The organism is Micromonospora sp. NBRC 107095 (assembly GCF_030269705.1).
GTDB classification, from domain to species: Bacteria; Actinomycetota; Actinomycetes; order Mycobacteriales; family Micromonosporaceae; genus Micromonospora; species Micromonospora parva.
In genome coordinates this window covers 436,451-462,441 of sequence record NZ_BSTU01000001.1, presented here as the reverse complement: position 1 = coordinate 462,441, position 25,991 = coordinate 436,451, and the positions used below count along the sequence as shown (strand labels likewise).

The 25,991-nt window shown below is 71.0% G+C and carries 23 protein-coding genes; 8 read left to right on the top strand and 15 right to left on the bottom strand.

The window, feature by feature from the left end:
* Positions 1-45: 45 nt before the first annotated feature.
* From cds1 to QSK15_RS02235, 3 genes are read right to left on the bottom strand one after another with little or no spacing between them, the layout of a single operon-like run.
* Entirely contained in the window at positions 46-1,137 is a 1,092-nt protein-coding gene (gene cds1, locus QSK15_RS02245) for an L-cysteine desulfhydrase Cds1 (RefSeq protein WP_030334047.1), read from the bottom strand.
* Positions 1,138-1,169: 32 nt separating this feature from the next.
* Positions 1,170-2,000 carry an SDR family NAD(P)-dependent oxidoreductase gene (locus QSK15_RS02240; protein WP_285792660.1) on the bottom strand — a complete coding sequence of 277 codons (831 nt, stop codon included), beginning with the start codon at positions 1,998-2,000 and terminating at the stop codon, positions 1,170-1,172.
* 50 nt (positions 2,001-2,050) lie between these two features.
* The gene (locus tag QSK15_RS02235) at positions 2,051-2,509 is read right to left on the bottom strand and encodes an Lrp/AsnC family transcriptional regulator (protein WP_279514712.1); all 459 of its coding nucleotides are present in this window, start codon (positions 2,507-2,509) and stop codon (positions 2,051-2,053) included.
* 270 nt (positions 2,510-2,779) lie between these two features.
* On the opposite strand from QSK15_RS02235, the gene QSK15_RS02230 reads away from it, so the two are divergent.
* Entirely contained in the window at positions 2,780-3,046 is a 267-nt protein-coding gene (locus QSK15_RS02230; protein ID WP_007454516.1) for a BldC family transcriptional regulator, read from the top strand.
* 196 nt (positions 3,047-3,242) lie between these two features.
* Here the strand turns inward: QSK15_RS02230 and QSK15_RS02225 are convergent, their stop codons facing one another.
* Positions 3,243-3,872 (bottom strand): UbiX family flavin prenyltransferase, encoded by a 630-nt coding sequence (locus QSK15_RS02225; protein WP_285792659.1) that lies wholly within the window; start codon positions 3,870-3,872, stop codon positions 3,243-3,245.
* A 150-nt stretch (positions 3,873-4,022) separates the two neighbouring features.
* Here QSK15_RS02225 and QSK15_RS02220 point away from each other — a divergent pair, with 150 nt between their 5' ends.
* Positions 4,023-5,006, top strand: coding sequence for a terpene synthase family protein (locus QSK15_RS02220; RefSeq protein WP_285792658.1), 984 nt, complete (start codon positions 4,023-4,025; stop codon positions 5,004-5,006).
* A gap of 54 nt (positions 5,007-5,060) precedes the next feature.
* On the opposite strand, the gene mqnP is transcribed toward QSK15_RS02220, so the two are convergent.
* Positions 5,061-5,972, bottom strand: a complete 912-nt coding sequence (mqnP, locus tag QSK15_RS02215; protein ID WP_285792657.1) for a menaquinone biosynthesis prenyltransferase MqnP — start codon at positions 5,970-5,972, stop codon at positions 5,061-5,063.
* Positions 5,972-7,432, bottom strand: coding sequence for a menaquinone biosynthesis decarboxylase (locus QSK15_RS02210; RefSeq protein ID WP_285792656.1), 1,461 nt, complete (start codon positions 7,430-7,432; stop codon positions 5,972-5,974). Before QSK15_RS02210 ends, mqnP begins: the two co-directional genes overlap by 1 nt.
* A 393-nt stretch (positions 7,433-7,825) precedes the next feature.
* Between QSK15_RS02210 and QSK15_RS02205 the strand changes: the two genes are divergently transcribed.
* Complete coding sequence (locus QSK15_RS02205; protein WP_285792655.1) at positions 7,826-8,701, top strand: alpha/beta fold hydrolase; 876 nt, start codon at positions 7,826-7,828, stop codon at positions 8,699-8,701.
* A 24-nt stretch (positions 8,702-8,725) separates the two neighbouring features.
* Here QSK15_RS02205 and QSK15_RS02200 read toward each other — a convergent pair whose 3' ends face one another.
* Positions 8,726-9,280 (bottom strand): carboxymuconolactone decarboxylase family protein, encoded by a 555-nt coding sequence (locus tag QSK15_RS02200; protein ID WP_285792654.1) that lies wholly within the window; start codon positions 9,278-9,280, stop codon positions 8,726-8,728.
* A gap of 82 nt (positions 9,281-9,362) precedes the next feature.
* Here QSK15_RS02200 and QSK15_RS02195 point away from each other — a divergent pair, with 82 nt between their 5' ends.
* The 3 genes from QSK15_RS02195 to QSK15_RS02185 all read left to right on the top strand — a co-directional run bounded on the left by QSK15_RS02195 (position 9,363) and on the right by QSK15_RS02185 (position 11,942).
* On the top strand, positions 9,363-9,839 hold the full coding sequence (locus tag QSK15_RS02195) for a MarR family winged helix-turn-helix transcriptional regulator (protein WP_285792653.1): 477 nt from the start codon (positions 9,363-9,365) through the stop codon (positions 9,837-9,839).
* Positions 9,840-10,079: 240 nt separating this feature from the next.
* Positions 10,080-11,441: a COG1361 family protein gene (locus QSK15_RS02190; protein WP_285792652.1), complete on the top strand. Its 1,362-nt coding sequence runs from the start codon at positions 10,080-10,082 to the stop codon at positions 11,439-11,441.
* Positions 11,442-11,741: 300 nt separating this feature from the next.
* Positions 11,742-11,942: a hypothetical protein gene (locus QSK15_RS02185; protein WP_285792651.1), complete on the top strand. Its 201-nt coding sequence runs from the start codon at positions 11,742-11,744 to the stop codon at positions 11,940-11,942.
* A gap of 148 nt (positions 11,943-12,090) precedes the next feature.
* On the opposite strand, the gene ccsB is transcribed toward QSK15_RS02185, so the two are convergent.
* From ccsB to hemL, 6 genes are read right to left on the bottom strand one after another with little or no spacing between them, the layout of a single operon-like run.
* Complete coding sequence (gene ccsB / locus QSK15_RS02180; RefSeq protein WP_285792650.1) at positions 12,091-13,062, bottom strand: c-type cytochrome biogenesis protein CcsB; 972 nt, start codon at positions 13,060-13,062, stop codon at positions 12,091-12,093.
* On the bottom strand, positions 13,062-14,690 hold the full coding sequence (gene resB, locus QSK15_RS02175; RefSeq protein WP_030334018.1) for a cytochrome c biogenesis protein ResB: 1,629 nt from the start codon (positions 14,688-14,690) through the stop codon (positions 13,062-13,064). Before resB ends, ccsB begins: the two co-directional genes overlap by 1 nt.
* Positions 14,690-15,508, bottom strand: coding sequence for a cytochrome c biogenesis CcdA family protein (locus tag QSK15_RS02170; protein WP_285792649.1), 819 nt, complete (start codon positions 15,506-15,508; stop codon positions 14,690-14,692). Before QSK15_RS02170 ends, resB begins: the two co-directional genes overlap by 1 nt.
* On the bottom strand, positions 15,508-16,077 hold the full coding sequence (locus QSK15_RS02165) for a TlpA family protein disulfide reductase (protein WP_030334016.1): 570 nt from the start codon (positions 16,075-16,077) through the stop codon (positions 15,508-15,510). Before QSK15_RS02165 ends, QSK15_RS02170 begins: the two co-directional genes overlap by 1 nt.
* Positions 16,077-16,724, bottom strand: a complete 648-nt coding sequence (locus tag QSK15_RS02160) for a histidine phosphatase family protein (protein ID WP_030334015.1) — start codon at positions 16,722-16,724, stop codon at positions 16,077-16,079. Before QSK15_RS02160 ends, QSK15_RS02165 begins: the two co-directional genes overlap by 1 nt.
* A gap of 6 nt (positions 16,725-16,730) precedes the next feature.
* Positions 16,731-18,068 (bottom strand): glutamate-1-semialdehyde 2,1-aminomutase, encoded by a 1,338-nt coding sequence (gene hemL, locus QSK15_RS02155; protein ID WP_285792648.1) that lies wholly within the window; start codon positions 18,066-18,068, stop codon positions 16,731-16,733.
* Between the two features lie 178 nt (positions 18,069-18,246).
* On the opposite strand from hemL, the gene QSK15_RS02150 reads away from it, so the two are divergent.
* Positions 18,247-18,582 (top strand): STAS domain-containing protein, encoded by a 336-nt coding sequence (locus tag QSK15_RS02150; RefSeq protein ID WP_007454492.1) that lies wholly within the window; start codon positions 18,247-18,249, stop codon positions 18,580-18,582.
* 13 nt (positions 18,583-18,595) lie between these two features.
* Here QSK15_RS02150 and QSK15_RS02145 read toward each other — a convergent pair whose 3' ends face one another.
* Both QSK15_RS02145 and QSK15_RS02140 read right to left on the bottom strand, forming a co-directional pair.
* On the bottom strand, positions 18,596-19,150 hold the full coding sequence (locus tag QSK15_RS02145; RefSeq protein ID WP_030334012.1) for a response regulator: 555 nt from the start codon (positions 19,148-19,150) through the stop codon (positions 18,596-18,598).
* A complete protein-coding gene (locus QSK15_RS02140) occupies positions 19,147-23,514 on the bottom strand; it encodes a HAMP domain-containing protein (protein WP_285792647.1) in 4,368 nt (1,455 codons plus the stop codon). Before QSK15_RS02140 ends, QSK15_RS02145 begins: the two co-directional genes overlap by 4 nt.
* 294 nt (positions 23,515-23,808) lie before the next feature.
* Here QSK15_RS02140 and QSK15_RS02135 point away from each other — a divergent pair, with 294 nt between their 5' ends.
* Entirely contained in the window at positions 23,809-25,881 is a 2,073-nt protein-coding gene (locus tag QSK15_RS02135; RefSeq protein ID WP_285792646.1) for a SpoIIE family protein phosphatase, read from the top strand.
* Positions 25,882-25,991: the final 110 nt, after the last annotated feature.

Sequence of the window (25,991 nt, the reverse complement as noted above, 5' to 3'; positions counted from 1 at the left end):
AGGGCCCGCTCGGCGGTTCAGCCGTGCCAGGGCCCGCTTCGCGGTTCAGCCGGGCCAGACGCCGGTGGCCAGGAAGCGGTCGATCGTGGCCAGGTGCGGGGTCAGGTCGAGGCCCTGGGCGCTCACCCAGTCGTCGGCGTAGTACGTGTCGGCGTACCGGTCGCCCGGGTCGCAGATCAGGGTGACCACCGAACCGGTCCGACCCTCGGCGAGCATCGCGGCGATCAGGCCGAACGCGCCCCAGAGGTTGGTGCCGGTGGAGCCGCCCACCCGGCGGCCCAGCAACGCCGATCCGGCGCGCATGGCGGCCAGCGACGCCGCGTCCGGCACCTGGACCATCCGGTCCACCACCGAGGGCAGGAACGACGCCTCCACGGTGGGCCGGCCGATCCCCTCGATGCGGGAGCCCTTCCCGGTGCGTACCGACCAGTCGGCGGCCAGCCAGGCCGGGTAGAACGCTGAGTTCTCCGGGTCGACCACGCAGAGCTTGGTGGCGAGCCGGCGGTACCGGGCGTACCGGCCGATTGTCGCGCTGGTGCCCCCGGTGCCGGCACCCACCACCACCCAGGCGGGGATCGGGTGCCGCTCCAGCTCCAGCTGCGCGTAGATCGACTCGGCGATGTTGTTGTTGCCCCGCCAGTCGGTCGCCCGCTCGGCGTAGGTGAACTGGTCCATGAAGTGCCCGCCGGAGTCCTCGGCGAGCCACCGGGCCTCGACCACCACGCTCGCCGGGTCGTCCACCAGGTGGCACCGGCCGCCCTGGAACTCGATCTGCGCGATCTTCTCCGGTGAGGTGGAGGCCGGCATCACCGCGATGAACGGCAGGCCCAGCATCCGGGCGAAGTACGCCTCGGAGACCGCCGTGGAACCCGACGACGCTTCGACGATCGTGGTGCGCGGCCCGATCCAGCCGTTGCAGAGCCCGTACAGGAACAGCGAGCGGGCCAGCCGGTGTTTCAGGGAGCCGGTGGGGTGTGACGACTCGTCCTTGAGATAGAGGTCGATCCCCCATTCGCGGGGCAGCGGGAACGGCAGCAGGTGGGTGTCGGCCGAGCGGTTCGCGTCCGCCTCGACGGTGGCGATCGCCTCGGTCACCCAGGTCCGGCTGGATTCGTCGCACCTGTCGAGATGAGTCACGCTCGGAAACGTAGCAAGCTGACCAGGGGTGGTCAGCGCCGGTCCGGCGATGCTGACCGGCGGCGTTGACGGCGCTGACCTGCGCGGCCCGCGGCGCGGACCAGTGGGGTCAGTGTGACGGCCAACCGGGGCAGCGCGTCCAACAGGCGCACCTGCGCTCCCCGCCAGCGGGGCAGGCTGACCACCGGGCGTGGCCGGCGGGCCAGCCGGACCACCCGGGCCGCCACCCGCTGCGCGGTCAGCATCGACCCGGTGAACGAGGCCACCGCCCCCGGATCGTCCAGCCGGTCGTGCAGCATCGGTGTCCAGATGCCGTCCGGGCAGAGGCAGGAGACGTGCACCCGCCGGTAGCCGGCCATCCGCAGGTCGGACAGTGTGCCGAGGCTGAACGCCAGCAGTGCGTGCTTGCTGGCCGCGTACACCGTCTCGCCGGGCGCGGCGATCAGCCCGGCCAGCGAGACGACGTTGAGCACGTGCCCGTGGCCCTGCGCGCGCATCACGGTCAACGCGGCGAGTGTGCCGTTCATGGCGCCGTGGGCGTTCACGTCGAGCACCCGACGGCGGGTCGGAGCGTCGTGCTCCCACGACGCCCCGGTGACCAGGATTCCGGCGTTGTTCACCCAGAGGGCGAGGTCACCCCGGCTCGCCGCGGTCGCGGCGATGGCGCGGCAGGCGTCCTCGTCCCGGACGTCCAGGGCGGCCGACCAGCCGTCGAGCGGCGCCGCGGCGGCCCGGACCGCCGCCGGGTCGAGGTCGGTGAGCAGCACCGACCAGCCGTCGGCGTGCAGCGCGGTGGCGATGGCGCGGCCCAGGCCCCCGGCGGCGCCGGTCACCACCGCCACGGGACGCGCCGGAGGGGTCATCGGCGCACGCTACCGCCGGCCGACCGGGCGACACCAGGGGTACGGGATGGTCAGGTTGCGGCCGGGCCGACGGGCTGCGGGCGGTTCTCCCACTTGGTGGAGAGCGCGATGGCGGTACGGGTGGAGGCGACCCCCGGTGTCCGGTTCAACCGCACGATCAACTGCTCCAGTTCGGCGATCGTGCCGACCCGCGCCTTGAGCAGGAACGACTCCACGCCGGCCATGAAGTAGCAGGACTCGATCTCGGGCAGCACCCGCAGCGACTCGAGCATGTCGTCGGTGTCGGCGCCGGAGTCCTCGACGATGCCGATCAGCGCGGTGACACCCAGCCCGATCGACTCCGGGGCCACGTCCGCGCGGTAGCCCCGAACCACCCCGCTGCTCTCCAGCTTGCCGACCCGTTCGTGCACGGCCGGGGCGGAGAGGCCCACCTGTCGGGCCAGCTCGGCGTACGAGAGGCGCGCGTTGCCGCGCAGCAGGTCGACGAGGCTCAGGTCGATGGCATCCACAGAGAGTGACCCTAACCGTAGCCACGTAACGTGCGGCCTTCGGCACCCGTTGGACTGAGCGGTGAGTCACTGTTCAAAAACCGGCGGTCAGGGCAGAGGTAGCACCAGTAACATTACTAACTCCCCACTCAGTGCATTTTTCGCGTTTGGGCGGACAGGCCATGTCCCTGGTGCTGTAATTGCCATACGTCCCTCATGACGGCTCTGGGCTACGCACCAGCCGGGGGCAGTGTGTTCAGCCGGGGGCTTCGTCGACGCGAGGAGGGGGCTGTGGACACTGGAGATCGCCTGCTGACACCGGGTGAGGTCGCCGCGCTGTTTCGGGTAGACCCGAAAACTGTGACGAGATGGGCGGCGGCCGGCCGGATAGGAAGCATCCGGACTCCAGGCGGGCATCGCCGGTTTCGGGAATCCGAGGTGCGGGCCCTGCTTGAGGGGGAGGGCATGCTGGACGAGGTGGATGAGGTCGGAAAGCCACGCAATGTGGGGCCGGCCGCTTCCACGGGGCCGGGTCCGGCCAACGCCGGCATGTACTGAACTGGTGCGGACAACGCCACGCGGACCGGACGCCAGTCCGGTCCGCGTCCCACTTCGGCCGACCGCCGTGCGGCAGGACTGCTCGTCCTGAGCAGCACCGCTCGTCCTGAGCACCGTTCGGCACGAGCGGCGGCTCAGCTTCGCGCTGCGCCGAGCTGGCCGGGCTCAGCTTCGCGCTGCGCCCAGCTGGCCGGGCTCAGCTTCGCGCTGCGCCCAGCTGGCCGGACCACCGCCGGAACAGGGTGTGGGGGACGCCGAGCGCGTCCAGCACCTTGCCGGCCACGAAGTCGACCAGTTGCTGCGCGCTGGCCGCCGCGCCGGCACCGTAGAAGCCGGGGCTGGCCGGCAGCACCACCGCGCCCGCGTCGTGCAGCGCGATGAGGTGTTCCAGGTGACTGCGGGTCACCGGTGTCTCCCGGGGCACCAGCACCACGGGTCGGCGTTCCTTGAGGTTGACCTCGGCGGCGCGCTGCAACAGGTCCTTGGAGAGCCCAATCGCGACGCCCGCGCAGGCCGCCGTGCTGGCCGGGACGACGGCCATCCCGCGGGCCCGGTAGGAGCCGCTGCTCGGCCCGGCGGCCAGGTCACCGGCCGGCCAGTGCCGGACATCCGCGGAGGTCAGGTCCCGGCCGAGCCAGGCGGCGAGGTCCTCGGCCCAGTGCCCGTCACGGAACGGCCGGCCGGTCTCGTCGAGCACTGTGAGTCGTGCCGCTCGGGACACGATCAGGTCCACCGGCTCGCCCGCGTCGAGCAGCCCACCGATGACGGCCGCCGCGTACGGCGTACCGGAGGCACCGGAGACCCCGACCACCCATGGTTCCCGCATACCCCCAGCCTGCCTGGTCCGACTGATCCGTCGGTGGGCACCCCCGGGTTGTACGGTCCGACATGTCGGGCGGGGCACCTGCATATCCCGCCGACCTGACATGCTGCGGCTGGCGATTCGCACCGGAACCATCTCGCAGAGGAGGCATCGGTGACGACCGGCGAGATCCTCCGGGCGCTGCGTGCCGAATGTCCGATCCCATCCCAGTTGCCCGCACACGCCGACCGGGTGCACTGCTGGCTGCTCGATCTGCTGCCCGAGCTTGGCCTGCCACTGGACGACGCCGCGCTGCGCCGGCTGTCCCGGGGGGCCTTCGCCCGGTACGCGGGGCGGCTCTACCCCGGCGCGACCGAAGCCGACCTGCGGGTGCTGACCGCGCTGTTCACCTGGTTCTTCCTGGTCGACGACGCCTGCGACGGGCCGACCCGGTTGACTCCGGAGCAGATCCGGGCGTTGCGCAACGGCACCCTGGCACTGCTGCACGACGGCACCCGGCTGCGGCAGACCGGGCTGACCGGGCCGCTGCGGCGACTGCTGGTGCTGGCGTGGCGGGAGCCGCGCCGCCGGATGCCGGCCCGGTGGCGGCTGCGCTTCGCCGACGCGGTGGCCCGACACCTCGACGGCACCTGGCAGGAGGCGGTCAACAAGGAGACCGGCCGCCGCCCGAGCGTCGACGAGTACGTCGAACTGCGTCGGTCGACGTCGGCGGCGGAGGTGTCGTACCCGCTCGTGGAGTTCGTCAGCGGGCGACCGTTGCCCGATCCGGTCTACCACCACCCGCTGCTGCGTCAGATCGCCCGCACCGGCAACGACCTGCTCTCCTGGTACAACGACCTGGCCTCGCTGGACCGGGACCGGACGACCGCCGGCGGGCACAACCTGGTCCTCGCCCTGCAGGCCGAGCTTGGCCTGCCGGAGGCGGAGGCGGTCGAACGCGCGGCCGAGCACTGGCGGGAGGCGATGCGACGCTTCGTCGCGCTGCGCGCCACGGTGCCGTCGTTCGGTCCGGCGTTGGACAGGGCGGTCGCCGACCATCTCGACGGGGTCGCGTACGCCGTGCGCGGGACCATCGACTGGACCTTCGAGAGCGCCCGCTACCCCGTCAGCACCGCGCCACCAGCCCCAGGGCCGTAGGCCGGGCCGGATGACCCGGCCCGAGGGCCGCAGGCCGGGCCGGATGACCCGGCCTCACGGCCGTAGGCCGAGCCGGATCACCAGGTCGAGCAGGGCGAAGAGGAACAGCGCGATGCCGACGAACCCGTTGGCGGTGAAGAACGCCCGGTTGACCTTGCTGAGGTCGGTCGGGGTGACCACCAGGTGCTGGTAGCCGAACGCCACAGCGGTCAACGCCAACCCGATCCACCAGAGCCAGCCGAGACCGGTCAACGCGCCGAACCAGATGAACAGCGCGAACGTCACCACGTGCGCGACAGTGGAGGCGTGCAGCGCGAAACGCCGACCGTACCGGGCGGGCACGCTGTGCACGCCGATCTCCCGGTCGATTTCGGAGTCCTGGCAGGCGTAGATCAGGTCGAAGCCGCCGATCCACAGGCCCACGGCCGCGCCGAGCAGCCAGGCCGGCCCGGAGCCGTCCAGGGTGCCGGTGACCGCCAGCCAGGCGCCGACCGGGCCGACCGCCTGGGCGATCCCGAGGATGGCGTGCGGCCAGTTGGTGAACCGCTTGGCGTACGGGTAGACGACCAGCGGCACCACGGCGAGCGGCGCGAGCACCAGGCAGAGCGGGTTGAGCAGGGCGGCAGCGACGAGGAAGACCACCAGCGCGACGGCCGCGCCGGTCCAGGCCGTCCGCACGCTCACCGCTCCGGTGACCAGTTCCCGTCCGGCGGTACGCGGGTTCCGCGCGTCGATCTCGCGGTCCAGGATCCGGTTGGCGGCCATCGCGAACGTCCGCGCCCCGACCATCGCCACGGTGATCAGCAGCAGGTCGAGCCAGCGCACCCGCCCGCCGTCGATCTGCATGGCGGCCAGCGCGGAGAGGAACGCGAACGGCAGCGCGAACACGGAGTGCTCGACGGCGACGAGCTTCAGGAAGGACTTGGTCCGGCCCGGCTTCGCCGCCGGTGCGTCGAGGACGGCCATCAGATCCCGTACTCCTTCCAGCGCTTGTCGACCAGGGCCGTGACCTCGGGGGCCATGCTCATCTCCTCCGGCCAACCTCGGGTGTAGCCCTCGGTGGGCAGTTTGCGGGTCGCGTCGACGCCAGCCTTGCCGCCCCAGAACTGCTGGTACGACGAGTGGTCGAGGTGGTCCACCGGCCCCTCGGTGAGCAGCAGGTCGCGGGCGTAGTCGACGTTGCCGAAGGCCCGGAAGGCGACCTCGTTGTAGTCGTGCACGTCGCAGTCCTCGTCGACGATCACGATCAGCTTGGTCAACGACATCAGGTGCGCGCCCCAGATCGCGTTCATCACCTTCTGCGCGTGCTTCGGGTAGCGCTTGCGGATGGAGACGATCGCGCAGTTGTGGAAGACGCCGGCGGCCGGCAGGTCGTAGTCGACGATGTCCGGGATCATCAGCTTGAGCAGCGGCTGGAAGATCCGCTCGGTGGCCTTGCCGAGGCCGTGGTCCTCCTGCGGCGGCTTCGAGGTGACGATCGAGTGGTAGACCGGCTTACGCTGCATGGTCATCGCCTCGATGTGCAGCACGGGGAACGGCTCGACCGGGGTGTAGAAGCCGGTGTGGTCGCCGAACGGCCCCTCGGGCAGTCGCTCACCGGGCTCCAGGTAGCCCTCCAGCACGATCTGCGCGTGCGCGGGCACCTGCAACGGCACGGTGAGGCAGTCGACCATCTCCACCCGCTCGCCGCGCAGGAACCCGGCGAACAGGTACTCGTCGATGTCGCTGGGCAGGGGTGCGCTGGCCGCGTACGAGACGACCGGGTCGCAGCCGATCGCGACAGCGACCGGCAGGCGCTGGCCGAGCCGCTCGGCGACCGCGTGATGGGCGGTCGAGTCCTTGTGGATCTGCCAGTGCATGCCCAGGGTGTTGCGGCCGTGCTGCTGGAGCCGGTACAGGCCCAGGTTGCGCTTGCCGGTCTCCGGGTGCTTGGTGTGGGTCAGCCCGTAGTTGTGGAAGATCCCGCCGTCGCCGGGCCAGACCTGCAACCCGGGCAGCCGGTTCAGGTCGACGTCCTCACCCCGGTAGACGACCTCCTGGCAGGGCGCGGTCTTCACCTTGCGCGGTGGCAACGACTTGAGCTGCATGACCTTGCCCAGGCCCTCGCGGATGCCGGACCAGCCGACCGGCAACTCCGGCTTGATCATCGCGCCGATCCGGGCACCGATCTCATCCAGCGAGTCGACGCCGAGCGCCATCGCCATCCGCTTCTCGGTGCCGAACAGGTTGATCGCCACCGGCATCTCGCCCCGGGTCGGACGCTCGAAGAGCAGCGCCGGGCCGCCGGCCCGCACCGTGCGGGTGACCACCTCGCTGATCTCCAGGGTCGGATCGACCGGGACGTCGACCCGTCGCAACTCCCCCGCGCGCTCCAGCGCCGCGATGAAGTCCTTGAGGTCGGTGTACGGGAAGCCACGAGCCGCCATGTCGCCCAGTCTCCCGCACCGGCCCCCGCACGGCCCAAGCCGGGTGCTGTGACGCTCGCGATCACCGGCCACCAGCGAGCGGGCGACGGGCGACGGGCGGGCGGCGGGCCGCGGACGGGCGGCGGGTCTAGATCGACTCGGTTTGCAGGAAGTCGGGGTGTCCTGCGCCTAGGGATAGGTCGATTTCCTGAAAACCGAGTCGATCAACGGCAGGGAGCCGGACATTGCGGGCATGGCGGGTGGCTGAGCGGGTAGCCGGGCAGGCGGCGCGCGGGCGGACCGAACGGCGCGCGGGCGGAAGGACGTGCCGGCGGGCGGAAGGACGTGCCGGCGGGCCAACGACGTGCGGGCGGAGGAACGACGCGCGGGTGGAACGGCGGACGGAGGCGGCGAATGGACGGGGAGCGGGTCCCGGCGGGGTTCACCGAGCAGCGGGCTCGGGCCGGCCAGATCACCATGAACTACGTCCGTGGGGGTGCCGGCCCGCCACTGGTGCTGCTGCACGGGTATCCGCAGTGCTGGTACATGTGGCGGCACCTGCTGCCCGAGTTGGGGAGCTCCTTCGACGTGGTCGCGCCCGACCTGCGCGGCTTCGGGGGCAGCGACGCCCCGGACGGCGGATACGACAAGAAGACGGTCGCCGCCGACCTGCACGGACTACTCGATCAACTCGGCCTGGCCGGTGACCTCCGGCTGGTCGGGCACGACCTGGGGACCATGGTGGCGTACGCGTACGCCGCCGCCCATCCGCAGCGGGTGAGTCGGCTGGTGCTCAGCGAGGCGCCGATCCCCGACGAGAGCATCTACACGTTCCCCGCGCTCACCTCGGCTGGGCCCGGGGTGTGGAACTTCGGCTACTTCTCCCTGGACAACGGGCTTCCGGAGGCGCTGGTCAACGGGCGGGAGTCGCTCTGGGTGGACAAGTTCACCGATGCGCTGATGGTGCGCAAGGGCAGCATCGCCGAGCCCGACATCGAGGAGTTCGCCAGCCACCTGCGCGACCCCGCGCAGGTGCGGGCCAGCTTCGCCTACTTCCGGGCGTTCGAGCAGGACATCGCGGACAACGCGGCGTACCGGGGCACGAAGCTGACCATGCCGGTGCTGGCCGTCGGGGCGGCGGCAAGCCTCGGCGGGCAGGTCGCCGAGCAGGTTCGCCGGTACGCCGACACGGTTCGCGGCGAGGTGATCGAGGACTGCGGGCACTGGCTGTACGAGGAGCGCCCCGACGAGATGCTCGCCCTGCTGCGGGACTTCCTTCAGGCGGCCTGAGCAGGGGCCCGCAGGTGTCCTCGGTCAGGCAGCGGGCATCCAGGCCTGGGCGGCCAGTGGCGGGTCGAGCGGTGCGCGGGTGAGCCGGTTGGCGAAGGTGGAGATGGTGTACGCGCCGACGCCGAGCACCACGTCCAGCGCGTGCCGGGGCTGGTAGCCGGCGGCCAGGAAGTCGTCCAGCTCGTCGTCCGGCACTGCGCCCCGGTGGTCGAGCACGGCCAGCGTGAAGCGGCGCAGCGCCTCCAGCCGCGGGTCGGGCAGCGCCGAGCCGGACCGCAGTGCGGTGATCAGCTCGGTGGACGCTCCGAGCTGTGTGAGCGTGCCGGTGTGCAGGGCGACGCAGACGTGGCACTCGTTGGTGGTGGCGACGGCGAAGACGACCACCTCCCGCTCCAGCGGGGCGAGGTCGGTCTGCTCGAAGCCGGCACTGGCGGTGAGGAAGCCGGTGAGCAACTGCGGCGAATCGGCCATCAACGCCACCGGGGTGGGCAGCCAACCGAACCGGCCACGTACTCCCTCGATGGACCGACGGGCGGCGGCGGGTGCGGTCTCAGCGGTGTGGGCGGTAAAGACGGACATGGTTACCTGCTTTCCAGAACTCGGATCGGGGAACGTAAGATAGTCAACGTGGTTGACGAGATAGTAAACGTGGTTGTCGAACATGGCAACCGCTGACCCCCCGCGCCCCGGATTCGCGCTGCCGCTGCTGCTCCTCGCCGGCTTCCGGACGCTGATCGACGACCTGCACGCCGAACTGGCCCGGGAGGGGCATCCGGAGCTGCGACCGCTGCACGGATTCGTGCTCCAGGCCGTCGGCGCGGACGGCACCACCGCCACCGAGCTGGGCCAGCGGCTGGGCATCTCCAAGCAGGCCGCGGGCAAGACGGTCGACCGGCTGGTCGCCGTGGGATACCTGGAGCGGGTCGACGACCCCTCCGACGCCCGACGCCGGCTGGTGCGGGTGACAGCGCGCGGCGCCGACGGGCTACGCCGCTCGGCCGAGATCTTCGACCAGCTGCGCGCACAGTGGGCCGACACCCTCGGCCCGGAACGGGTCACCGCGATGGAGGACGACCTCACCACGTTGGCCGCGGCCAACTGGTTCCGGCTCGACGTACCCGGCTGGTTCGGCGGCTGATCGCGTACGACAGCGCGGGACGCCAGCGGGCACCGGGACGACCACGGCTCGACGCTGGCCACCGGCCCGACGACCACCCCGCGCAGGCATCAGACCGTGTCCTGTTTCGACGGAGATCACGACCCGCTCGGCCGATCAGAAACTGTCACAGGCGATCCCTAAGATCATGGATGCCGGTCGGGTCCGGGGTGGTGCAGACCTGACGTCTTCCGATCGGCTCACCCCTCAGCAAGGAGATCAATGAGATCTGTGCACGTTGCCCGTGGTCGGCTTCTGCGTGGCGTGACAGCGCTGCTCGTCGGCACCGCAGCAGTCGGTGTGGCAGCCAGCCCGGCCGCGGCCGAGGACGACCCCGGCTGGGTCAGCGGATGGCTTGATGACGTCACCGTCGGCGGCCCCGGCGCTCCCGGCCGCACGATGCCGCTGACCCTGACCAGCACCGGGGCCAGCCAGCCCCGGGTGACCATCGACCTGACCGGCCTGGCAGGCGTGGCCACCGCCACCTTCCCGGACTTCTGCGTCACCCAGGGCACCTCGGTGACCTGCCCGATGCCGCCGACCGCCGTCGACGAGTTCGGCACGCTCACCGGCACCGTGCCGGTGGTGTTCCGGCCCGTGCCCGGCGTCCTCGACGGCGCGAGCGGCACCCTCGACTACACGCCGCTCGGCGAGCAGACCGAGGCGTACACCCAGCAGGCGACCGTCACCGTGCGATCCGGGCCCAACCTGCTCGACATGGTCGACGAGACCGTGACCGGCGCGCAGGTGGGCGACACCCTTCCCGTCCCGGTGGCCGTGGTCAACGCCGGCGACCAGCCGTCCGTGGACCTGCGGCTCACCATGCGCTTCCCGGTGGGCCTGGTGCCGGCCAGCTACCGCAACTGCCGGTACGGCACCGATCGGGTGCTCGCCACCGTGGTCGTCTGCACCGTGCGGGGCACGTTCGCGCCCGGCCAGCGGCACGAGCTGCGGGATGGGTTCGCCACCACGGTCGGCCCAGCGACCCTCGGCAGTAAGCGGATCACCCAGGCCGCGCAGCCGCTGGCCAGCGCCGGCCCACTCCCCAGTGGGGTGAAGCTCAGGAGCCGCGACGCCGACCAGGCGCTCCGGCTACGGGCGGTGGGCGCACCGCTCGACGTGCTGCCGGCCGAGGCGACCCGGGCCGAAGGCCAGACCTACCTGCGGGGCGTGCACGGCGCCTTCGACATCGTCGCGAAGGGCGCGGCCGTCACCGGAGCCGTCGGTGACACCGTGCGGGTCACCGTGGGCCTGCGCAACAAGGGTCCGGGCGTGCCGGACGGCAGCCTCTCCGGCGAGGGCGTCGGGGCCTTCCTCTTCGTCCCGCCCGCCGGGGTCACCGTGCTGGCCGCCCCGTCCGATTGCTGGCTGAACGGCGACGAGGAGGAGCCCGAGACCGTCCCGGCCACCTGGTACTGCAACGGACCGGGGTCGGTCTTCCCGGCCGGCACGGCTCACAAGTTCGGGTTCGACCTGCGGATCGACAGCCTTGCCGGGGTCCCCGGCAAGGTCGAGCTGTTCCAGCGCTACCCCCGGGCGGACGACAACCCGGACAACGACGTCGCCCCGGTGACGGTGAGCTGAGCACGCGGGCCGGTCACGGATGATCCGTGACCGGCCCGCATCGCGTAGCCAGGTCAGTGCGGACCCGGCGGACGGTCAGTCGGTGCCAGGGGGTTGACGGTTGGCACCGCAAGATCCACTCGGGCTTCAGGACAGTGCGGTGTCCCAGGCGGCAGGACGCCCCGACTTCGTGAAAGCCGAGTGGATCAACGGCGATCGGCGTGTGCCGCCGCCATCTCACCGACCACTGCCGGGTCAAGCCCGGCGGACACATCTCACCGTGCCTGGCCGGACGGCCGGACGCGGGAGCAGAGTGGATCCATGTCGGATGCGTACGTCGTCGGCGACCCGGACGGGTTGTCGCCCCTACAGGTCGAGCTTCGCGACGCCATCGCCCGGGAGCTGCACGCCCAACTGGCGTTGCGCGGCGAGCGGATCGAGCTGGCCGACCTACCCGAGGTGTCCTACCAGGTGACGATCCAGGTCGAGCGGGCCATTCGGGCCCGGCTGCCCACCCGGTAGACGCGCGGCCCCGATAAGGTCCAGCGCCATCCCCGGGTGGACGACGATTCGAGCAGCGACATGGCCCCGGTGACCGTGAGCGGGGCCGGTGGAACGACGCGGGCCGGTCACTGATGCTCCGTGACCGGCCCGCACCGCGTTGCCGCTGTCAGTCAAGCCCGCCGTAGGAGTGCAGGCCGGTGAAGAAGATGTTCACGCCGAACAGGTTCATCAGCACGGTGAGGAAGCCGAGCACCGCGATCCAGGTGGCGACGTTGCGCTTGACGCTGGGCGTGGCGCGGGCGTGCAGGTAGCCGGCATACACCACCCAGGAGATGAACGCCCAGGTCTCCTTCGGGTCCCAACCCCACGGCCGGCCCCAGGCCGCCTCGGCCCAGATTGCCCCGGCGATCACCGCGAAGGTGAAGATCGGGAACGCGAAGGCGTGCAGCGTGAAGGTCAGCCGCTCCAGGCCGGCCGCGCCGGGCAACCGCTTGGCCAGGGTGTACGGGAAGCTCCGCTTGCCCTGCTCGTACCCGCTGCGCATCAGGAAACCGACCGCCGGCACCACACCGAACAGGAAGATGCCGGACGCGAAGACGATCGTCGAGACGTGGATGATGAACCAGTACGAGTTCAGCGCAGGCACCAGCGGCACGATCGGCACGTACAGCACCAGCTCGGCGGTGGCCACCAGCAGCACCATCACCAGGGTGAGGAAGAGCCCGAGCTTGCGCAGCGACGGTCGCTTCCAGAGCACCACCAGCCAGGCGGCGACCCCGATGAACGTCACGGTGAGCACGAACTCGTACATGTTGCCCCAGGGCATCCGGTCGGCGGCGAGCCCTCGGGTGACCAGCGCGGCCAGGTGCAGCGCGGCGGCGACAGCGGTGGCGCCCACCCCGACCAGGCCCGCGAGTCGGGCCTGCCGGGCGGAACGGTCGGCCGGGGGCGGCGACGGGACCGGCGCGGGCGGCGTCGGGACGACACCACCGCCGGCACCGACCAACTCGCGCACCGGAGCCGCCGTGGCGACCCGGGTACGGGCGTTGCCCAGCGCGTACTCGACGGCATGGCCGATCATCGCGACCAGGTAGGCCAGGATCGCGAAGGTCACCAGATTGTCGGAGAGTGCGGACATCACTCGGCTCCTTCTCGCACGCCGGCCCGTTCGGCCGCTGGGTCAGCATCACCCTTGACCGCAGCGATGAGCTGGGTGAACTCGTCGGCGAACCCCGGATAGTCGGTACGCGGCAACCCGCCGACCTCCACCAAGCTACTACCGCTCGTCGGAGATCCTTCCCCGGGGTCGGCCGGCACCACCCGGAAGAACACCCGGCGGCGCTTGCCGAACAGCGAACCCATCAACCCGACCAGCAGGACACCGCAGCTGACCAGCAGCATCGTCGAACCGGGGTCGTGCCGGATGGAGAGGGTGACGTACCGTTCAGTGCCCAGGAACTCGACGGTCGTGCCGTCGTCAAGCGTCCACTTCTCGCCCTTGCGGAGCAGTTTGGTGCCGACCTCCTTGACCTTCCCGGTCCGCACCTGCCGCTGGTCGAGTTCGTAGACCGAGCCGGGGATGCCGGCGTCCAGGCCGAGGTTGCCCCGGTAGGCGACCAGGTTCAGCGCCGGGTTGCGCTCGGTCGGGTACTGCGAGCGGACGAACGGCGCCTGCTCGGGTGCCGTGGGCAGGTAGATGCCGGTGAACGCCATCTGCTGGTCCGGTGCCCGCTGGCCGGTCGCCGGGTCGACGTTGGCGTCCGGGAACGCGGCCAACCCTTCGCTGGTGAGGCCCATGTCGCCGGTGGTCAGGAACGGCTCGTCACTGATCTGGCTGTTGCCGAACCGGTCGGTGTAGCGGATCACCGGGGCGTACCCGTGGCCGAGCAGGTAGACGTTCGCGTCGTTCAACCGCAGCGGCGAGTTCACCGAGAAGTCGGCGCTGCGGGTCGGCTCGTCCGGGCCGTCAACTGTCACCGTGGCGTTGAAGAACTCCGGCTGACCGCTGTCCAGGAAGCGGGCCTGGAAGTCGTCCAGCCGCAGACAGAAGCGGGGCAGGTCGGCGCTGTCCACCCGAGGGCCGAGCTTCGCCTCGGCGTACTGCTGGCGGGTGTTGCAGAACGCGTTGTCCGCGCCGGCCACCAGCAGCCGGTTGCCGCTCCAGCCGTACCAGGAGCCCAGCGCCACGCCGATCAGCACCGCGATCAGCGAGGTGTGGAACAGCAGGTTGCCGGTCTCCTTGAGGTAGCCCTTCTCGGCGGAGACCTCGTCGCCGCGCACCTCGACGCGCCAGCGGCGCTTGCGCAGCACCTCGGCGATCGCCGCCGTGCCACCGGGAGGGGCGGGCAGCACGGTGTGCTGCGGCAGCCGGGCCATCCGCTTCGGTGCGGCCGGCGGCCGGGACCGCAGAGCGCGGATGTGGTCCCGCAGGCGGGGCGTGATGCAGCCGATCAGGGAGGTGAACAGCAGCAGGTAGATCGCGGAGAACCAGACCGAGCCGAAGACCTCGAACGCGCCGATCCGGTTCAGCCGGGGAGCCCAGTCGGGGTGGTCGACGAAGTACTGGTTGACCTTCTCCGGGCTGATCCCGCGCTGCGGCAGCACCGAGCCGGGGATGGCGGCGATCGCGAGCAGGAAGAGCAGGATCAGCGCCGTACGCATGCTGGTCAGCTGCCGCCAAGAGTTGCGCAGCAGGGCCAGCAACCGGTTCGGCCGGCGGCGCGGCGCGGGCGCCACGGTCTCCGGTCGGTCGTCGACGACCGTCATCAGATGCTCACCTCGCCCACCCCGACGGTGGTCTGCAACCAGATCACGAAGCTCTGCCATCCGCCGGTGACCAGGGCCAGGCCGATCAGGATGAGCAGGGCGCCGCCGACCCGGGTGACCCAGCGGCTGTTGCGCCGGACGGCGCGGAAGACCCCGAGCAGACGTTCGAAGCCCAGCCCGAAGACGATGAACGGTATCCCCAACCCGAGGCAGTACGCCACGGCGAGCACCACCGCGCGGTCGCTCTGCCCGCTGGTGGCGGCCATGCCCATCACCGCGCCGAGGGTGGGGCCGGTGCAGGGCACCCAGCTCAGCGCGAAGACCGCACCGAAGACCGGTGCGCCGAGCAGGCCGGCCGACGGCAGCCGGGAGATCCGGAACTCGCGTTGCAGCGCCGGGATCATCCCGAGGTAGCCCAGGCCGAGCACGATGATCAGCGCGCCGACGACGATCTCCAGCTGCCGCTCGTACTCGAAGAAGACCCGGCCGATGCCGGCGAACAGGATCGCGGTGGCGACGAAGACGACGGTGAAGCCGGCGATGAACAGCAGCGTCCCGGCGAGCACCCGGCCCTTGACCGCGCCGACCCGCGCGACCCGCTCCTTGACGGCGACACCCCCGCCGGTCGGCGCCGGGTCCGCCGCCGGTCGGCGGCCCTCCAGGTCGGCACCGGCCAGGCCGGTCACGTACGACAGGTAGCCGGGGACGAGCGGAAGCACACACGGGGACAGAAAGCTGACCAGGCCGGCGAGCGCCGCCGCGGCCATGGCGAGCAGCAGCGGCCCATCCAGCGCGAGCTGCCGGAACGTGTCGCCCATCAGTTCGGCGCCGGCTTCTCGGCGGCGATCCGTTCGACGATCGGTTGCAGGCCCTCCTGCTTGACGGCGGCCCGGATCACCGCGGCGATCCGGCCGTCCCGGTCGAGCACCACCGTCGCCGGGACGGTGTTCGGCGGGATGTCCAGGTCGAGCGCCAATCGGCTGGACGGGTCGAAGAGGCTCGGGTAGGTGACCCGCCCCTTCTCGAACGCCTTGGCCTTGTCCCGCGAATCCTGGACGTTGACGCCGAGGAAGTCCACCCCGGAACCCTTGGTGGCCTGGTAGACGGCTTCCAGGTCGTCCGCCTCGGCGCGGCACGGCGCGCACCAGGAACCCCAGAAGTTGACCACCACCACCTGACCGCGAGCGTCGCTGACGTCATAGCTGCCGCCGAGAAGCAGCTCACCGGCGAGCTTCGGGGGCGCGGAGCGCTGGTCCGGTGCGCACTCGAAGATCCCGTCGGTGGTGGTCGTGCAGGTTTTCTCCTGCGCCTTCGACGACGTGCAGCCGACAAGCGCCACCGCGGCGACGCTGGCGAGCAGACCCGCGGTCCACCTCCGGGCGTTCATCAGGCCCCCTTGGCCGTCCGGGCGGTCGCGGAGAGAGCGATCAGGTGCGCGGCCGGCTCGCTGTAGCCGATGCCCACCACCTTCGCGCCGTCGAAGTGGAACGAGGTGAGACTCGCCAGCCCGCACTGCCGCTTACGCGGGTCGTGCCAGAGCCGCTTGCGCTCGACGTAACGGCGCAGCGTCCAGATCGGGAGCTGGTGCGACACCAGCACCGCCTCGCGGCCCTCGGCGGCGACCCGGGCGGCGTGCACGGCGGCGAACATCCGCTCGGCGATCACCCGGTACGCCTCACCCCAGGACGGGGTCACCGGGTCGCGCAGCACCCACCAGTTACGCGGGTCGCGGAACGACCCGTCACCCGGGGAGACCTTCTTGCCCTCGAACCAGTTGGCGCTCTCGATCAGCCGCTCGTCCACCCCGACCGGCAGCCCGAACTGGGCGGCGATCGGCTCGGCGGTCTGCTGGGCGCGTTCCAGCGGGCTGGCCACCACGTGCACGATCTCCCGCTCGGCCAGGCCCTGCGCAGCGGCCTTGGCCATCTGCACGCCCAGCTCGGACAGGCGGAAACCGGGCAGCCGGCCGTAGAGGATCTGGTCGGGGTTGTGCACCTCGCCGTGCCGGAGCACGTGAACCACCGTCTTACTCACCGTTGACTACCCCCCGTGACCGGCCGCTGCCGCCGCGTTCGCCGCCGCCGGTAGCGCGTCGGCGATGTGCTCCAGAGCGGCGTCGTCGATCGCCGCCGACACGAACCACGATTCGAACGCGCTGGGCGGCAGGTAGACCCCGGCGGCCAGCATCGCGTGGAAGAACGCCTTGAACGCCGGCACCTGCTGGGTGCGCGCGCTGTCGTAGTCGACCACGTCGGCGTCGGTGAAGAAGATCGAGAACATGCTGCCCGCGTACGACAAGCGGTGCGGGACCCCAGCGGCGGCCAACGCGTCGGACGCCAGCTTGCCCACGACGGTCGCCGTCTCGTCGAGGCGCTGGTACAGCGCGTCGTCGGCGAGCCGCAGGGTGGCCAGACCGGCGGCGCAGGCCAACGGGTTACCGGACAGGGTGCCGGCCTGGTAGACCGGGCCGGCCGGCGCGAGCCGCGCCATGATGTCCGCCCGCCCGCCGAAGGCCGCGGCCGGCAGGCCACCACCCATGACCTTGCCGTACGTCCACAGGTCGGCGTCGGACGCGTCGAGGCCGTGCCAGCCGGCGCGGGAGACCCGGAACCCGGTCATCACCTCGTCCACCACGAGCAGGGCGCCGTGGGCGTGCGCGATCCGGGCGAGCTGCTGGTTGAAGCCGTCGCGGGGGGCCACCACGCCCATGTTGCCGGCGGCGGCCTCGGTGATCACCGCGGCGATGTGCTGGCCCTCGGCGGCGAACGCCTCCTCGACGGCCCGGATGTCGTTGTACGGCAGAACGATCGTCTCGCTGGCCGCCGCGCCGGTCACGCCGGGCGAGTCGGGCAGGCCCAGCGTGGCCACGCCGGAGCCGGCGGCGGCGAGCAGGGCGTCGACGTGGCCGTGGTAGCAGCCCGCGAACTTGACGATCTTCGAGCGGCCGGTGAAGCCGCGCGCCAGCCGGATCGCCGACATGGTCGCCTCGGTGCCGGAGTTGACCAGGCGAACCTGCTCGACCGGGGTGCGGGCGACGATCTCGGCCGCCAACTCCACCTCACCGGGAGTGGGCGTGCCGAAGCTGGTGCCCCGGGCCGCGGCGGCCTGGACGGCTTCCACCACCTCCGGGTGGGCGTGCCCGAGGATCAGCGGACCCCACGAGCAGACCAGGTCGACGTAGCGGCGACCGTCGGCGTCGTACAGCCACGGGCCCTCACCACGGACCATGAAGCGCGGGGTGCCGCCAACCGCCTGGAAGGCACGCACAGGGGAGTTGACCCCGCCCGGCACAATGGCGCGGGCGCGGTCGAACAGGGCCTCGGAGGCCGGCGCGTCGGCCGGGTAGCGGCCTGGTCCGGCGGGAAAGATGTCGGTCACGATGCCGCCATTGTGACAGCGCCAGACGGCCCACCAGCAGCCACCCCGTGGTCGGGTTACCCGGCTCACCCGTGACCCGCGCCCGTCGGCAGCGCCGAGAACGGGACCCTCGTGGCCTCGACGACCATGCTCATGGCCTCGACAGGCCAGGTCGGTCGGATCGCGCTAGGCTGATCGGGTGGATCGTGCCGAACTGTCCATCACGCTACACCGGACGGGCGACGAAGCAGTGCTGCGCCTGGCCGGTGAGATCGACATGCTCACGGCGGCGCAGCTCTCCACCGTCGTCAACGAGGTGCTGGCCGACCCACCCCCGCGGATCGTGCTCGATCTCGGCGGTGTCACCTTCTGCGACTCGCAGGGCCTGGGCACCCTCGTCGTGCTCAGCCGCAAGGCCAGCCACGCGCAGAGCCTGCTGATGTTGACGCACGTGGGCGACTTCCTGATCCGCGTGCTGGACATCACCGGCCTGCGCAGCGCCCTGATGATCCGCAACGACCAGCCCACCGGCTGAGCCGCCGGCCGCCTCAGGCGGTGTTGCCCCAGCGGGCCTGTTCGAGCAGCCGTACCGCCCGGTCGCGGACCTCCGGGTCGTCCGAGCGGAGCAGGGCCGTGGCCTCGTCGACAGCGTCGGTGAGCCGCCGCCACTGCGTGTCGCGCTCCCGGACCAGGTCCGACTGGGTGGCCAGCTGCCGGGTCTTCACCCACAGCTCGACGAAGACCGAGACCTTGGCCCGCAGCACCCATGGGTCGAACGGCTTGGTGAGATAGTCCACCGCGCCCACCTGGTAACCCCGCAGAGCGAGCTGGGCGTCCCGGTCGGCGGCGGTGAGGAAGATGATCGGCACGTGTCGGGTCCGTTCGCGGCGCTTGATGTGGCTCGCCGTCTCGAAACCGTCCATGTCCGGCATCTGCGCGTCCAACAGGATGACCGCGAAGTCGTCCACCAACAGCTGCTTCAGCGCCGCCTCGCCGCTCTCCACTGCCACGGACTGGACCGGCAGCCCCTGGAGGATCGCCTCCAGGGCCGTCAGATTCTGCCGCCGGTCGTCCACGAGCAGCGCTTTGGCCATCTGGGTCACGAAGTCTCCTCGGTGCGGCTGCCGTTGATCCAGGACGACATCAACTCGATCAGGTCGTCCAGGTCGACCGGCTTGGTGATGTAGTCGCTGCCCCCGGCAGCGAGCGCCGACTCACGGTCGCCCGGCATCGCCTTCGCGGTCAGGAAGACCACCGGAAGGTCGGCGAACCGGTGGTTGCGGCGAATCTGACGGGTGGTCTCGTAGCCGTCCTGGTCCGGCATCATGGCGTCCATCAGCACGATGTCCACCTCCGGATGCTCGGCCAGCAGGCGGACACCGTCCGCCCCGTTGTCCGAGTACAGCACGGTCATCCCGTGCAGCTCCAACGCGCTGGTCAGGGCGAAGACGTTGCGGACGTCGTCGTCCACGATCAGCACGGTCGCGCCGTCCAGTTGGCGGGTGGCCGGCGCCTCGGGTCGCTCCGGCAGCAGCTCCAACGGCGGCATCAGCAACGACGACGGCAGGCCGGCCCGCTGCGGGGACGGGGTCTGCGGCGCGACCACGGCGTCCGGGGCCAGCACCTGCGGCACGAACAGGGTGAACGTCGACCCCTGACCGGGCGCGGACGAGACGGTGATGGTGCCGCCGATCAGTCGGGCCAGATCGCGGCTGATCGACAGACCCAGGCCGGTGCCGCCGTACCGGCGACTTGTCGTGCCGTCGGCCTGCTGGAACGCCTCGAAAATGATCGACAACTTGTCGTCGGAGATGCCGATCCCCGTGTCGATCACGGTGAACGCGATCACCTGCTGGGCGTTCGTCAGCGCCGGCACGTCGAAGACCGCGTTCTCCGCGGCCGGGGCGATCCGCAGCGTCACCGCACCGTTGTCGGTGAACTTCACCGCGTTGGAGAGCAGGTTGCGCAGGATCTGCTGCAACCGCTGCGGGTCGGTCACCAACGCCGGCGGCAGGTCCTTGCTCACCCGTACCTGGAAGTCCAGGTTCTTCTCCTCGGCCTGCGGCGCGAACGCCTGCTCGACGTAGCCGCGCAGCTCGGTGAAGCGGATCTCGGTCGGCTCGACGTCCATCCGACCCGCCTCGATCTTCGACAGGTCGAGGATGTCGTCGATCAGACGCAGCAGGTCCGAGCCGGACCCGTGGATGGTCCGGGCGAACTCGATCTGCTTCGGGCTGAGGTTCTGCTCCGAGTTCTCGGCCAGCAGACGGGCCAGCAGCAGCAACGAGTTCAGCGGGGTCCGCAGCTCGTGGCTCATGTTGGCCAGGAACTCCGACTTGTACGCCGACGCCCGGGTCAGCTGCTGCGCCTTCTCCTCCAGGCCCAGCCGGGCCAGCTCGATCTCCCGGTTCTTCGTCTCGATGTTGCCCTTCTGCTCGGACAGCAGCGTGGCCTTCTCCTCCAGCTCGGCGTTGGTGCGCTGCAACTCCGCCGACTGCTCCTGCATCTCGTGCGCCAGCCGCTGCGACTGGGCCAGCAGCTCCTCCGTACGCCGGTTGGCCTGGATGGTGTTGACAGCGATGCCGATGGTGAGCACCAGCCGCTCCAGGAACGACAGGTGCAGCTCGGAGAAGGCCGACACGCTGGCGAACTCGATCACCCCGAGCAGCTCGCCCTCGAAGAGGACGGGCAGCACCACCAGGTCGGACGGGGGTGTCTCGGCCAGACCGGAGCGCAGGGTGAGCCGGCTGTTCGGGGAGGCGCTGACCCGGATGGTGCGACGGGAGAGCGCCGTCTGACCGACCAGCCCCTCACCCGGCCCGAAGGTGACGTCGTGCCCGCGCGCCACGTACCCGTACGAGGAGGTCAACTTCAGCCGCATGCTGCCGTCGGCGTCGTCGGCCAGGAAGAAGGCACCGAGCTGGGCGTCGACCAGCGGGGTCACCTCCGTCATGATCATGCGGCAGACCTCGCCGAGGTCGCGCTGGCCCTGCAACAGTCCGCCGATCCGGGCGAGGTTGGAGTCCAGCCAGCCCTGCTCGGCGTTCTTCTTGGTCGTCTCCCGGAGGGTGACGATCATCTGGTTGATGTTGTCCTTCAGCTCGGCGACCTCGCCCTGCGCCTTGACCGCGATCCGCTGGGTCAGGTCGCCGCGGGTCACCGACGTGGACACCTGGGCGATGGCGCGCAACTGCGTGGTCAGCGTCGAGGCGAGCTGGTTGACGTTCTCGGTGAGGTCCCGCCAGGTGCCGGAGACGCCCTTCACCTGCGCCTGACCACCGAGCTTGCCCTCGATACCGACCTCGCGGGCCACCCGGGTCACCTCGTCGGCGAACGACGAGAGCTGGTCCACCATCGTGTTGACAGTGGACTTCAGCTCCAGGATCTCGCCCTGGGCGTCCACGGTGATCTTCTGCGACAGGTCACCCTTCGCCACCGCCGTGGTCACCGAGGCGATGTTGCGGACCTGGCTGGTCAGGTTCGACGCCATCGAGTTGACGTTGTCGGTCAGGTCCCGCCAGGTGCCGGAGACGCCCTTCACCTGCGCCTGACCACCGAGCTTGCCCTCGGTGCCCACCTCACGCGCGACCCGGGTCACCTCGTCGGCGAACGACGACAACTGGTCCACCATCGTGTTGACGGTCGACTTCAGCTCCAGGATCTCGCCCCGCGCGTCCACCGTGATCTTCTGCGACAGGTCACCCTTCGCCACCGCCGTGGAGACCTGCGCGATGTTACGGACCTGGGCGGTCAGGTTGGAGGCCATCGAGTTCACGTTGTCGGTCAGGTCCCGCCAGGTGCCCGCGACCCCGCGCACCTGCGCCTGACCACCGAGCTTGCCCTCGGTGCCCACCTCACGGGCCACCCGGGTCACCTCGTCGGCGAACGACGACAACTGGTCCACCATCGTGTTGACCGTCGACTTCAGCTCCAGGATCTCGCCCCGCGCGTCCACCGTGATCTTCTGCGACAGGTCACCCTTCGCCACCGCCGTGGTCACCGAGGCGATGTTGCGGACCTGGCTGGTCAGGTTCGACGCCATCGAGTTCACGTTGTCGGTCAGGTCCCGCCAGGTGCCGGAGACGCCCTTCACCTGCGCCTGACCACCCAGGTTGCCCTCGGTGCCCACCTCACGGGCCACCCGGGTCACCTCGTCGGCGAACGACGACAACTGGTCCACCATCGTGTTGACGGTGTTCTTCAGCTCCAGGATCTCGCCCTGGGCGTCCACGGTGATCTTCTGCGACAGGTCACCCTTCGCCACGGCCGTGGAGACCTGGGAGATGTTGCGGACCTGGCTGGTCAGGTTGCCGGCCAGCTGGTTGACGTTCTCGGTGAGGTCCCGCCAGGTGCCGGAGACGCCGCGTACCTGGGCCTGGCCGCCCAGCTTGCCCTCGATGCCCACCTCACGCGCGACCCGGGTCACCTCGTCGGCGAACGACGACAACTGGTCCACCATCGTGTTGACGGTGTCCTTCAACTCCAGGATCTCGCCCTGCGCCGCCACGGTGATCTTCTGCGACAGGTCGCCGCGCGCCACCGCCGTGGAGACCTGCGCGATGTTGCGCACCTGGGCGGTCAGGTTCGACGCCATCGAGTTGACGCTGTCGGTCAGGTCCTTCCAGGTGCCCGCCACGTTCGGCACCTCGGCCTGACCGCCGAGCTTGCCCTCGGTGCCCACCTCACGGGCCACCCGGGTCACCTGCTCGGCGAAGAGCCGCAGCGTGTCAGTGAGGTAGTTGATGGTGTGCGCCAACTCGGCGACCTCACCCTTGGCCGACACGGTGATCTTCTGGGAGAGGTCGCCCTTCGCCACCGCCGTCGACACCTGCGAGATCGACCGGACCTGGTAGGTCAGGTTCGACGCCATGGTGTTCACCGAGTCGGTGAGGTCCTTCCAGGTGCCGGCGACACCCCGCACGTCCGCCTGGCCGCCCAGCTTGCCCTCGGTGCCCACCTCACGGGCCACCCGGGTCACCTCGTCGGCGAACGACGACAACTGGTCCACCATCGTGTTGACGGTGCGCCCGATGCGCAGGTACTCACCGCGCAGCGGCCTACCGTCGATCTCCAACGCCATGTGCTGGGACAGGTCACCGTCGGCCACCGCCACGATCACCCGGGCGATCTCGGTGGTTGGTCGACCCAGATCGTCGATCAGCGAGTTGATCGCCCGCTGCCCCTCCGCCCAGGAGCCGTCCAACCCCTCGTCGTCGAGCCGCTCGGTGAGCCGGCCGTCGCGGCCGACGATCCGACTGATCCGCCGCAGGTCCAGGTACTGCCGTTCCTGAAGCGAGACCACCTCGTTGAAAGCGTCCGCCACCTCGCCCGCCTTGCCGGCGCGGCGGGGAAGCCGGACCTTCAGGTCGCCGCGACCGATCCGTCGCAGGGCCTCGGTCAACTCGCCGAGGAGCGCCTCGTGGTCGGGCGCGGACGGATCCGCGAACGACTGCTTCGCCGTGGTCATCATTCCTCGCTCAACTTGGGGGCGCCGGTCCGTGCGGACACGTCGGCACCCCATATTGTGCCCGCGCACGCCGTGGTGCCAGGGTGCGCGACCCGCCAGATCGCATCGATCGCCCCACCGACCCGCCCGATCGGCGCCGAGCCGGCACGGCGCGCCCCAAACCTCGCCCGGCACCCGCACCGGGCCTTTCGACGCGTCAGCGGCGTGCCCCGCCGCAGGTGGGACTGACCGACGCGACAGCCCCGATTGATGATCCGCTTGGCACCCGGCAGGGGGACGGTGGAGGATACGGGGGTGTCAGCCGAGGCGGGGCCCGCGACGGCCGGGGCCCGGGACGGGGCCGTCCGGCGTGTCCGGCTGCCCGCCGACCGCCGTACGCCGGCCGCGGCCCGCGCCGTGGTCCGCTCGGTGTTGACCGAGTCACACCTGGACGAGTTGGCCAACGAGGCGCTGCTGCTCACCACCGAGCTGACCACCAACGCCGTCGAACACGCCCGCACCGAATTGGACATCGAGGTCGTCGCCGACGAGGTCGGGCTGACCGTCACCGTCTCCGACTTCGCCCCCGGCTCCGGTGACGAGCTGACAGTCGGCGACCGCAACGACGCGACCGAGATCAACGAGGTCTCCGTGCGGGGCCGGGGTCTGCTGCTCGTCGACCACTTCGCCAGCCGCTGGGGCACCACGTACCTGCCCACCGGGAAGGGCGTCTGGTTCCGGCTGGACCGCCCCGGCGTCGATCCGTCCGCCGCGGGCACCGTCGGCGAGTCGACACCGGCCAGCTCCGGCCCCCCGACAGGCGCCGACCCGTCCGCGCCGAGCGCCAGCGCGATGAGCGAACTGATGCAGACCGCCCCCGACCTGTACGCGGACGACCCGCTGCCCGACTTCGCCACCAGCCTGTTGAGCCGGGTCGCGGAGATGGTGGGCGCGGCCGGCGGCACGATCCGGCTGGACCGGGGCGACGGGCAGGGCCGTCAGGTGCTGGCCCGCTTCGGTCGGCCGCCCCGCCCCGGCAGTGAGCTGCTCCGGGTGCCGCTGACGGTGCACCGCCCGTACGCCGGCGAGTTGGAGCTGGACGCCGCGCCGTCGGCGTACGCCCAACCGTTGGCGGTGCTCACCGCCGAGCGGCTGTCGCTGCACCTGGAGAACGACCGGCTGCGCCGGGCCGACATCCGCCGGCAGGTGTGGCTGACGTTCCTGGCCGAGGCGAGCGAACTGCTGGCCCAGTCGTTGGACGTCGACCTGACCATGGCGCTGGTGCCGCAGTTGGTGGTGCCGCGACTCGGTCAGTGGTGCGCGGTGCACACCACCGACGAGTGGGGCCGGCTGCGGTTGGCGGCGGCCAGCCACGCCGACGAGTCGATGCTGCCGCAGTTGCACAAGGTGCTGGCCGAGACCGGACCGGACTCAGTGCAGGCCCGCCTGCGCGAGGCGTCCCGCAGCGCGGCGCAGATCCCGCTGGGCGGGCCGATGGAGGGTTTCGCGGTCCCGCTGATCGCGCGCGGGCAACGGCTCGGCACCCTGGCGGTGGGGCGGCACCAGCGGCACCGGCACGACCCGGACGAGGTGGCCGTGTTGGAGGACGTGGCCCGGCGGGCCGCGCTGGCCATCGAGAACGCCCGGATCCACGCCGAGCGCCGACGCGTGGCGCAGACGCTGCAGCAGTCGCTGCTGCCCCCGGTGCTGCCGGTGGTGGACGGGATCGGGTTCGCCGCCGAGTACGTCCCGACCGGCGACGACGCCGAGGTGGGGGGCGACTTCTACGACGTGGTGCCGCTGCCGGACGGACGCTGGCTGGTGGTGATCGGTGACGTCTCGGGCAAGGGTGTCCAGGCCGCCGCGGTGACCGGGCTGGTCCGCGACGTGATCAGGGTGCTGGTCGGCGACGGCAAGCCGTTGCCGGAGGCGCTGGCCCGGCTCAACGAGACGCTTGTCGAGCGCGGTGGCGGCCGTTACTGCACGTTGGCGCTGGCGGCGGTCGGGCTGGGCCAGGGCGACCAGTTGGCGGTGTCGCTGCACCTCGCCGGGCACGACCGGCCGGTGCTGCTGGCCGGGACGGGCGGCGCTGAGTTCGTCGGCACCGGCGGCACCGCGCTCGGCCTGCTCGACACGATCACCTCGCCGACGGCGGAGATCACGCTCGCCCCGGGCGATTCACTGATCTTCTACACCGACGGGGTCACCGAGCGGCGGCACGGCCGGGAACTGTTCGGCACCGACCGGCTGCGGGACGCCGCCGCGCCGCTGGCCGGTTACTCGGCGGACGTGGTGGCCGCCCGGCTGCGCGCCGCAGCGATCAACTTCTCGGTCGAGCCGCCCCGGGACGACATCGCCGTCCTGGTGCTGCGCAACGACGCGACCTGACCGTCGCGCGTCTCCGGGTCTCGGGTCGCAGTTCCGGTTGGGGCACGTTGTCGGAACGCGGGCACCTCCCATCGAGCGGCCCAATTCTCGCGCGTCCTCGGTAGATTGAC

What these genes read in the sequence shown, in the direction of transcription:
- QSK15_RS02240 (WP_285792660.1), bottom strand. Translation starts at nt 2,000, where the DNA reads ATGACCCCTCCGGCGCGTCCCGTGGCGGTGGTGACCGGCGCCGCCGGG.
- QSK15_RS02225 (WP_285792659.1), bottom strand. Translation starts at nt 3,872, where the DNA reads ATGCGGGAACCATGGGTGGTCGGGGTCTCCGGTGCCTCCGGTACGCCG.
- mqnP (WP_285792657.1), bottom strand. Translation starts at nt 5,972, where the DNA reads ATGGCCGTCCTCGACGCACCGGCGGCGAAGCCGGGCCGGACCAAGTCC.
- QSK15_RS02210 (WP_285792656.1), bottom strand. Translation starts at nt 7,432, where the DNA reads ATGGCGGCTCGTGGCTTCCCGTACACCGACCTCAAGGACTTCATCGCG.
- QSK15_RS02205 (WP_285792655.1), top strand. Translation starts at nt 7,826, where the DNA reads ATGGACGGGGAGCGGGTCCCGGCGGGGTTCACCGAGCAGCGGGCTCGG.
- QSK15_RS02200 (WP_285792654.1), bottom strand. Translation starts at nt 9,280, where the DNA reads ATGTCCGTCTTTACCGCCCACACCGCTGAGACCGCACCCGCCGCCGCC.
- QSK15_RS02195 (WP_285792653.1), top strand. Translation starts at nt 9,363, where the DNA reads ATGGCAACCGCTGACCCCCCGCGCCCCGGATTCGCGCTGCCGCTGCTG.
- QSK15_RS02190 (WP_285792652.1), top strand. Translation starts at nt 10,080, where the DNA reads ATGAGATCTGTGCACGTTGCCCGTGGTCGGCTTCTGCGTGGCGTGACA.
- QSK15_RS02185 (WP_285792651.1), top strand. Translation starts at nt 11,742, where the DNA reads ATGTCGGATGCGTACGTCGTCGGCGACCCGGACGGGTTGTCGCCCCTA.
- ccsB (WP_285792650.1), bottom strand. Translation starts at nt 13,062, where the DNA reads ATGTCCGCACTCTCCGACAATCTGGTGACCTTCGCGATCCTGGCCTAC.
- resB (WP_030334018.1), bottom strand. Translation starts at nt 14,690, where the DNA reads ATGACGGTCGTCGACGACCGACCGGAGACCGTGGCGCCCGCGCCGCGC.
- QSK15_RS02170 (WP_285792649.1), bottom strand. Translation starts at nt 15,508, where the DNA reads ATGGGCGACACGTTCCGGCAGCTCGCGCTGGATGGGCCGCTGCTGCTC.
- QSK15_RS02165 (WP_030334016.1), bottom strand. Translation starts at nt 16,077, where the DNA reads ATGAACGCCCGGAGGTGGACCGCGGGTCTGCTCGCCAGCGTCGCCGCG.
- QSK15_RS02140 (WP_285792647.1), bottom strand. Translation starts at nt 23,514, where the DNA reads ATGACCACGGCGAAGCAGTCGTTCGCGGATCCGTCCGCGCCCGACCAC.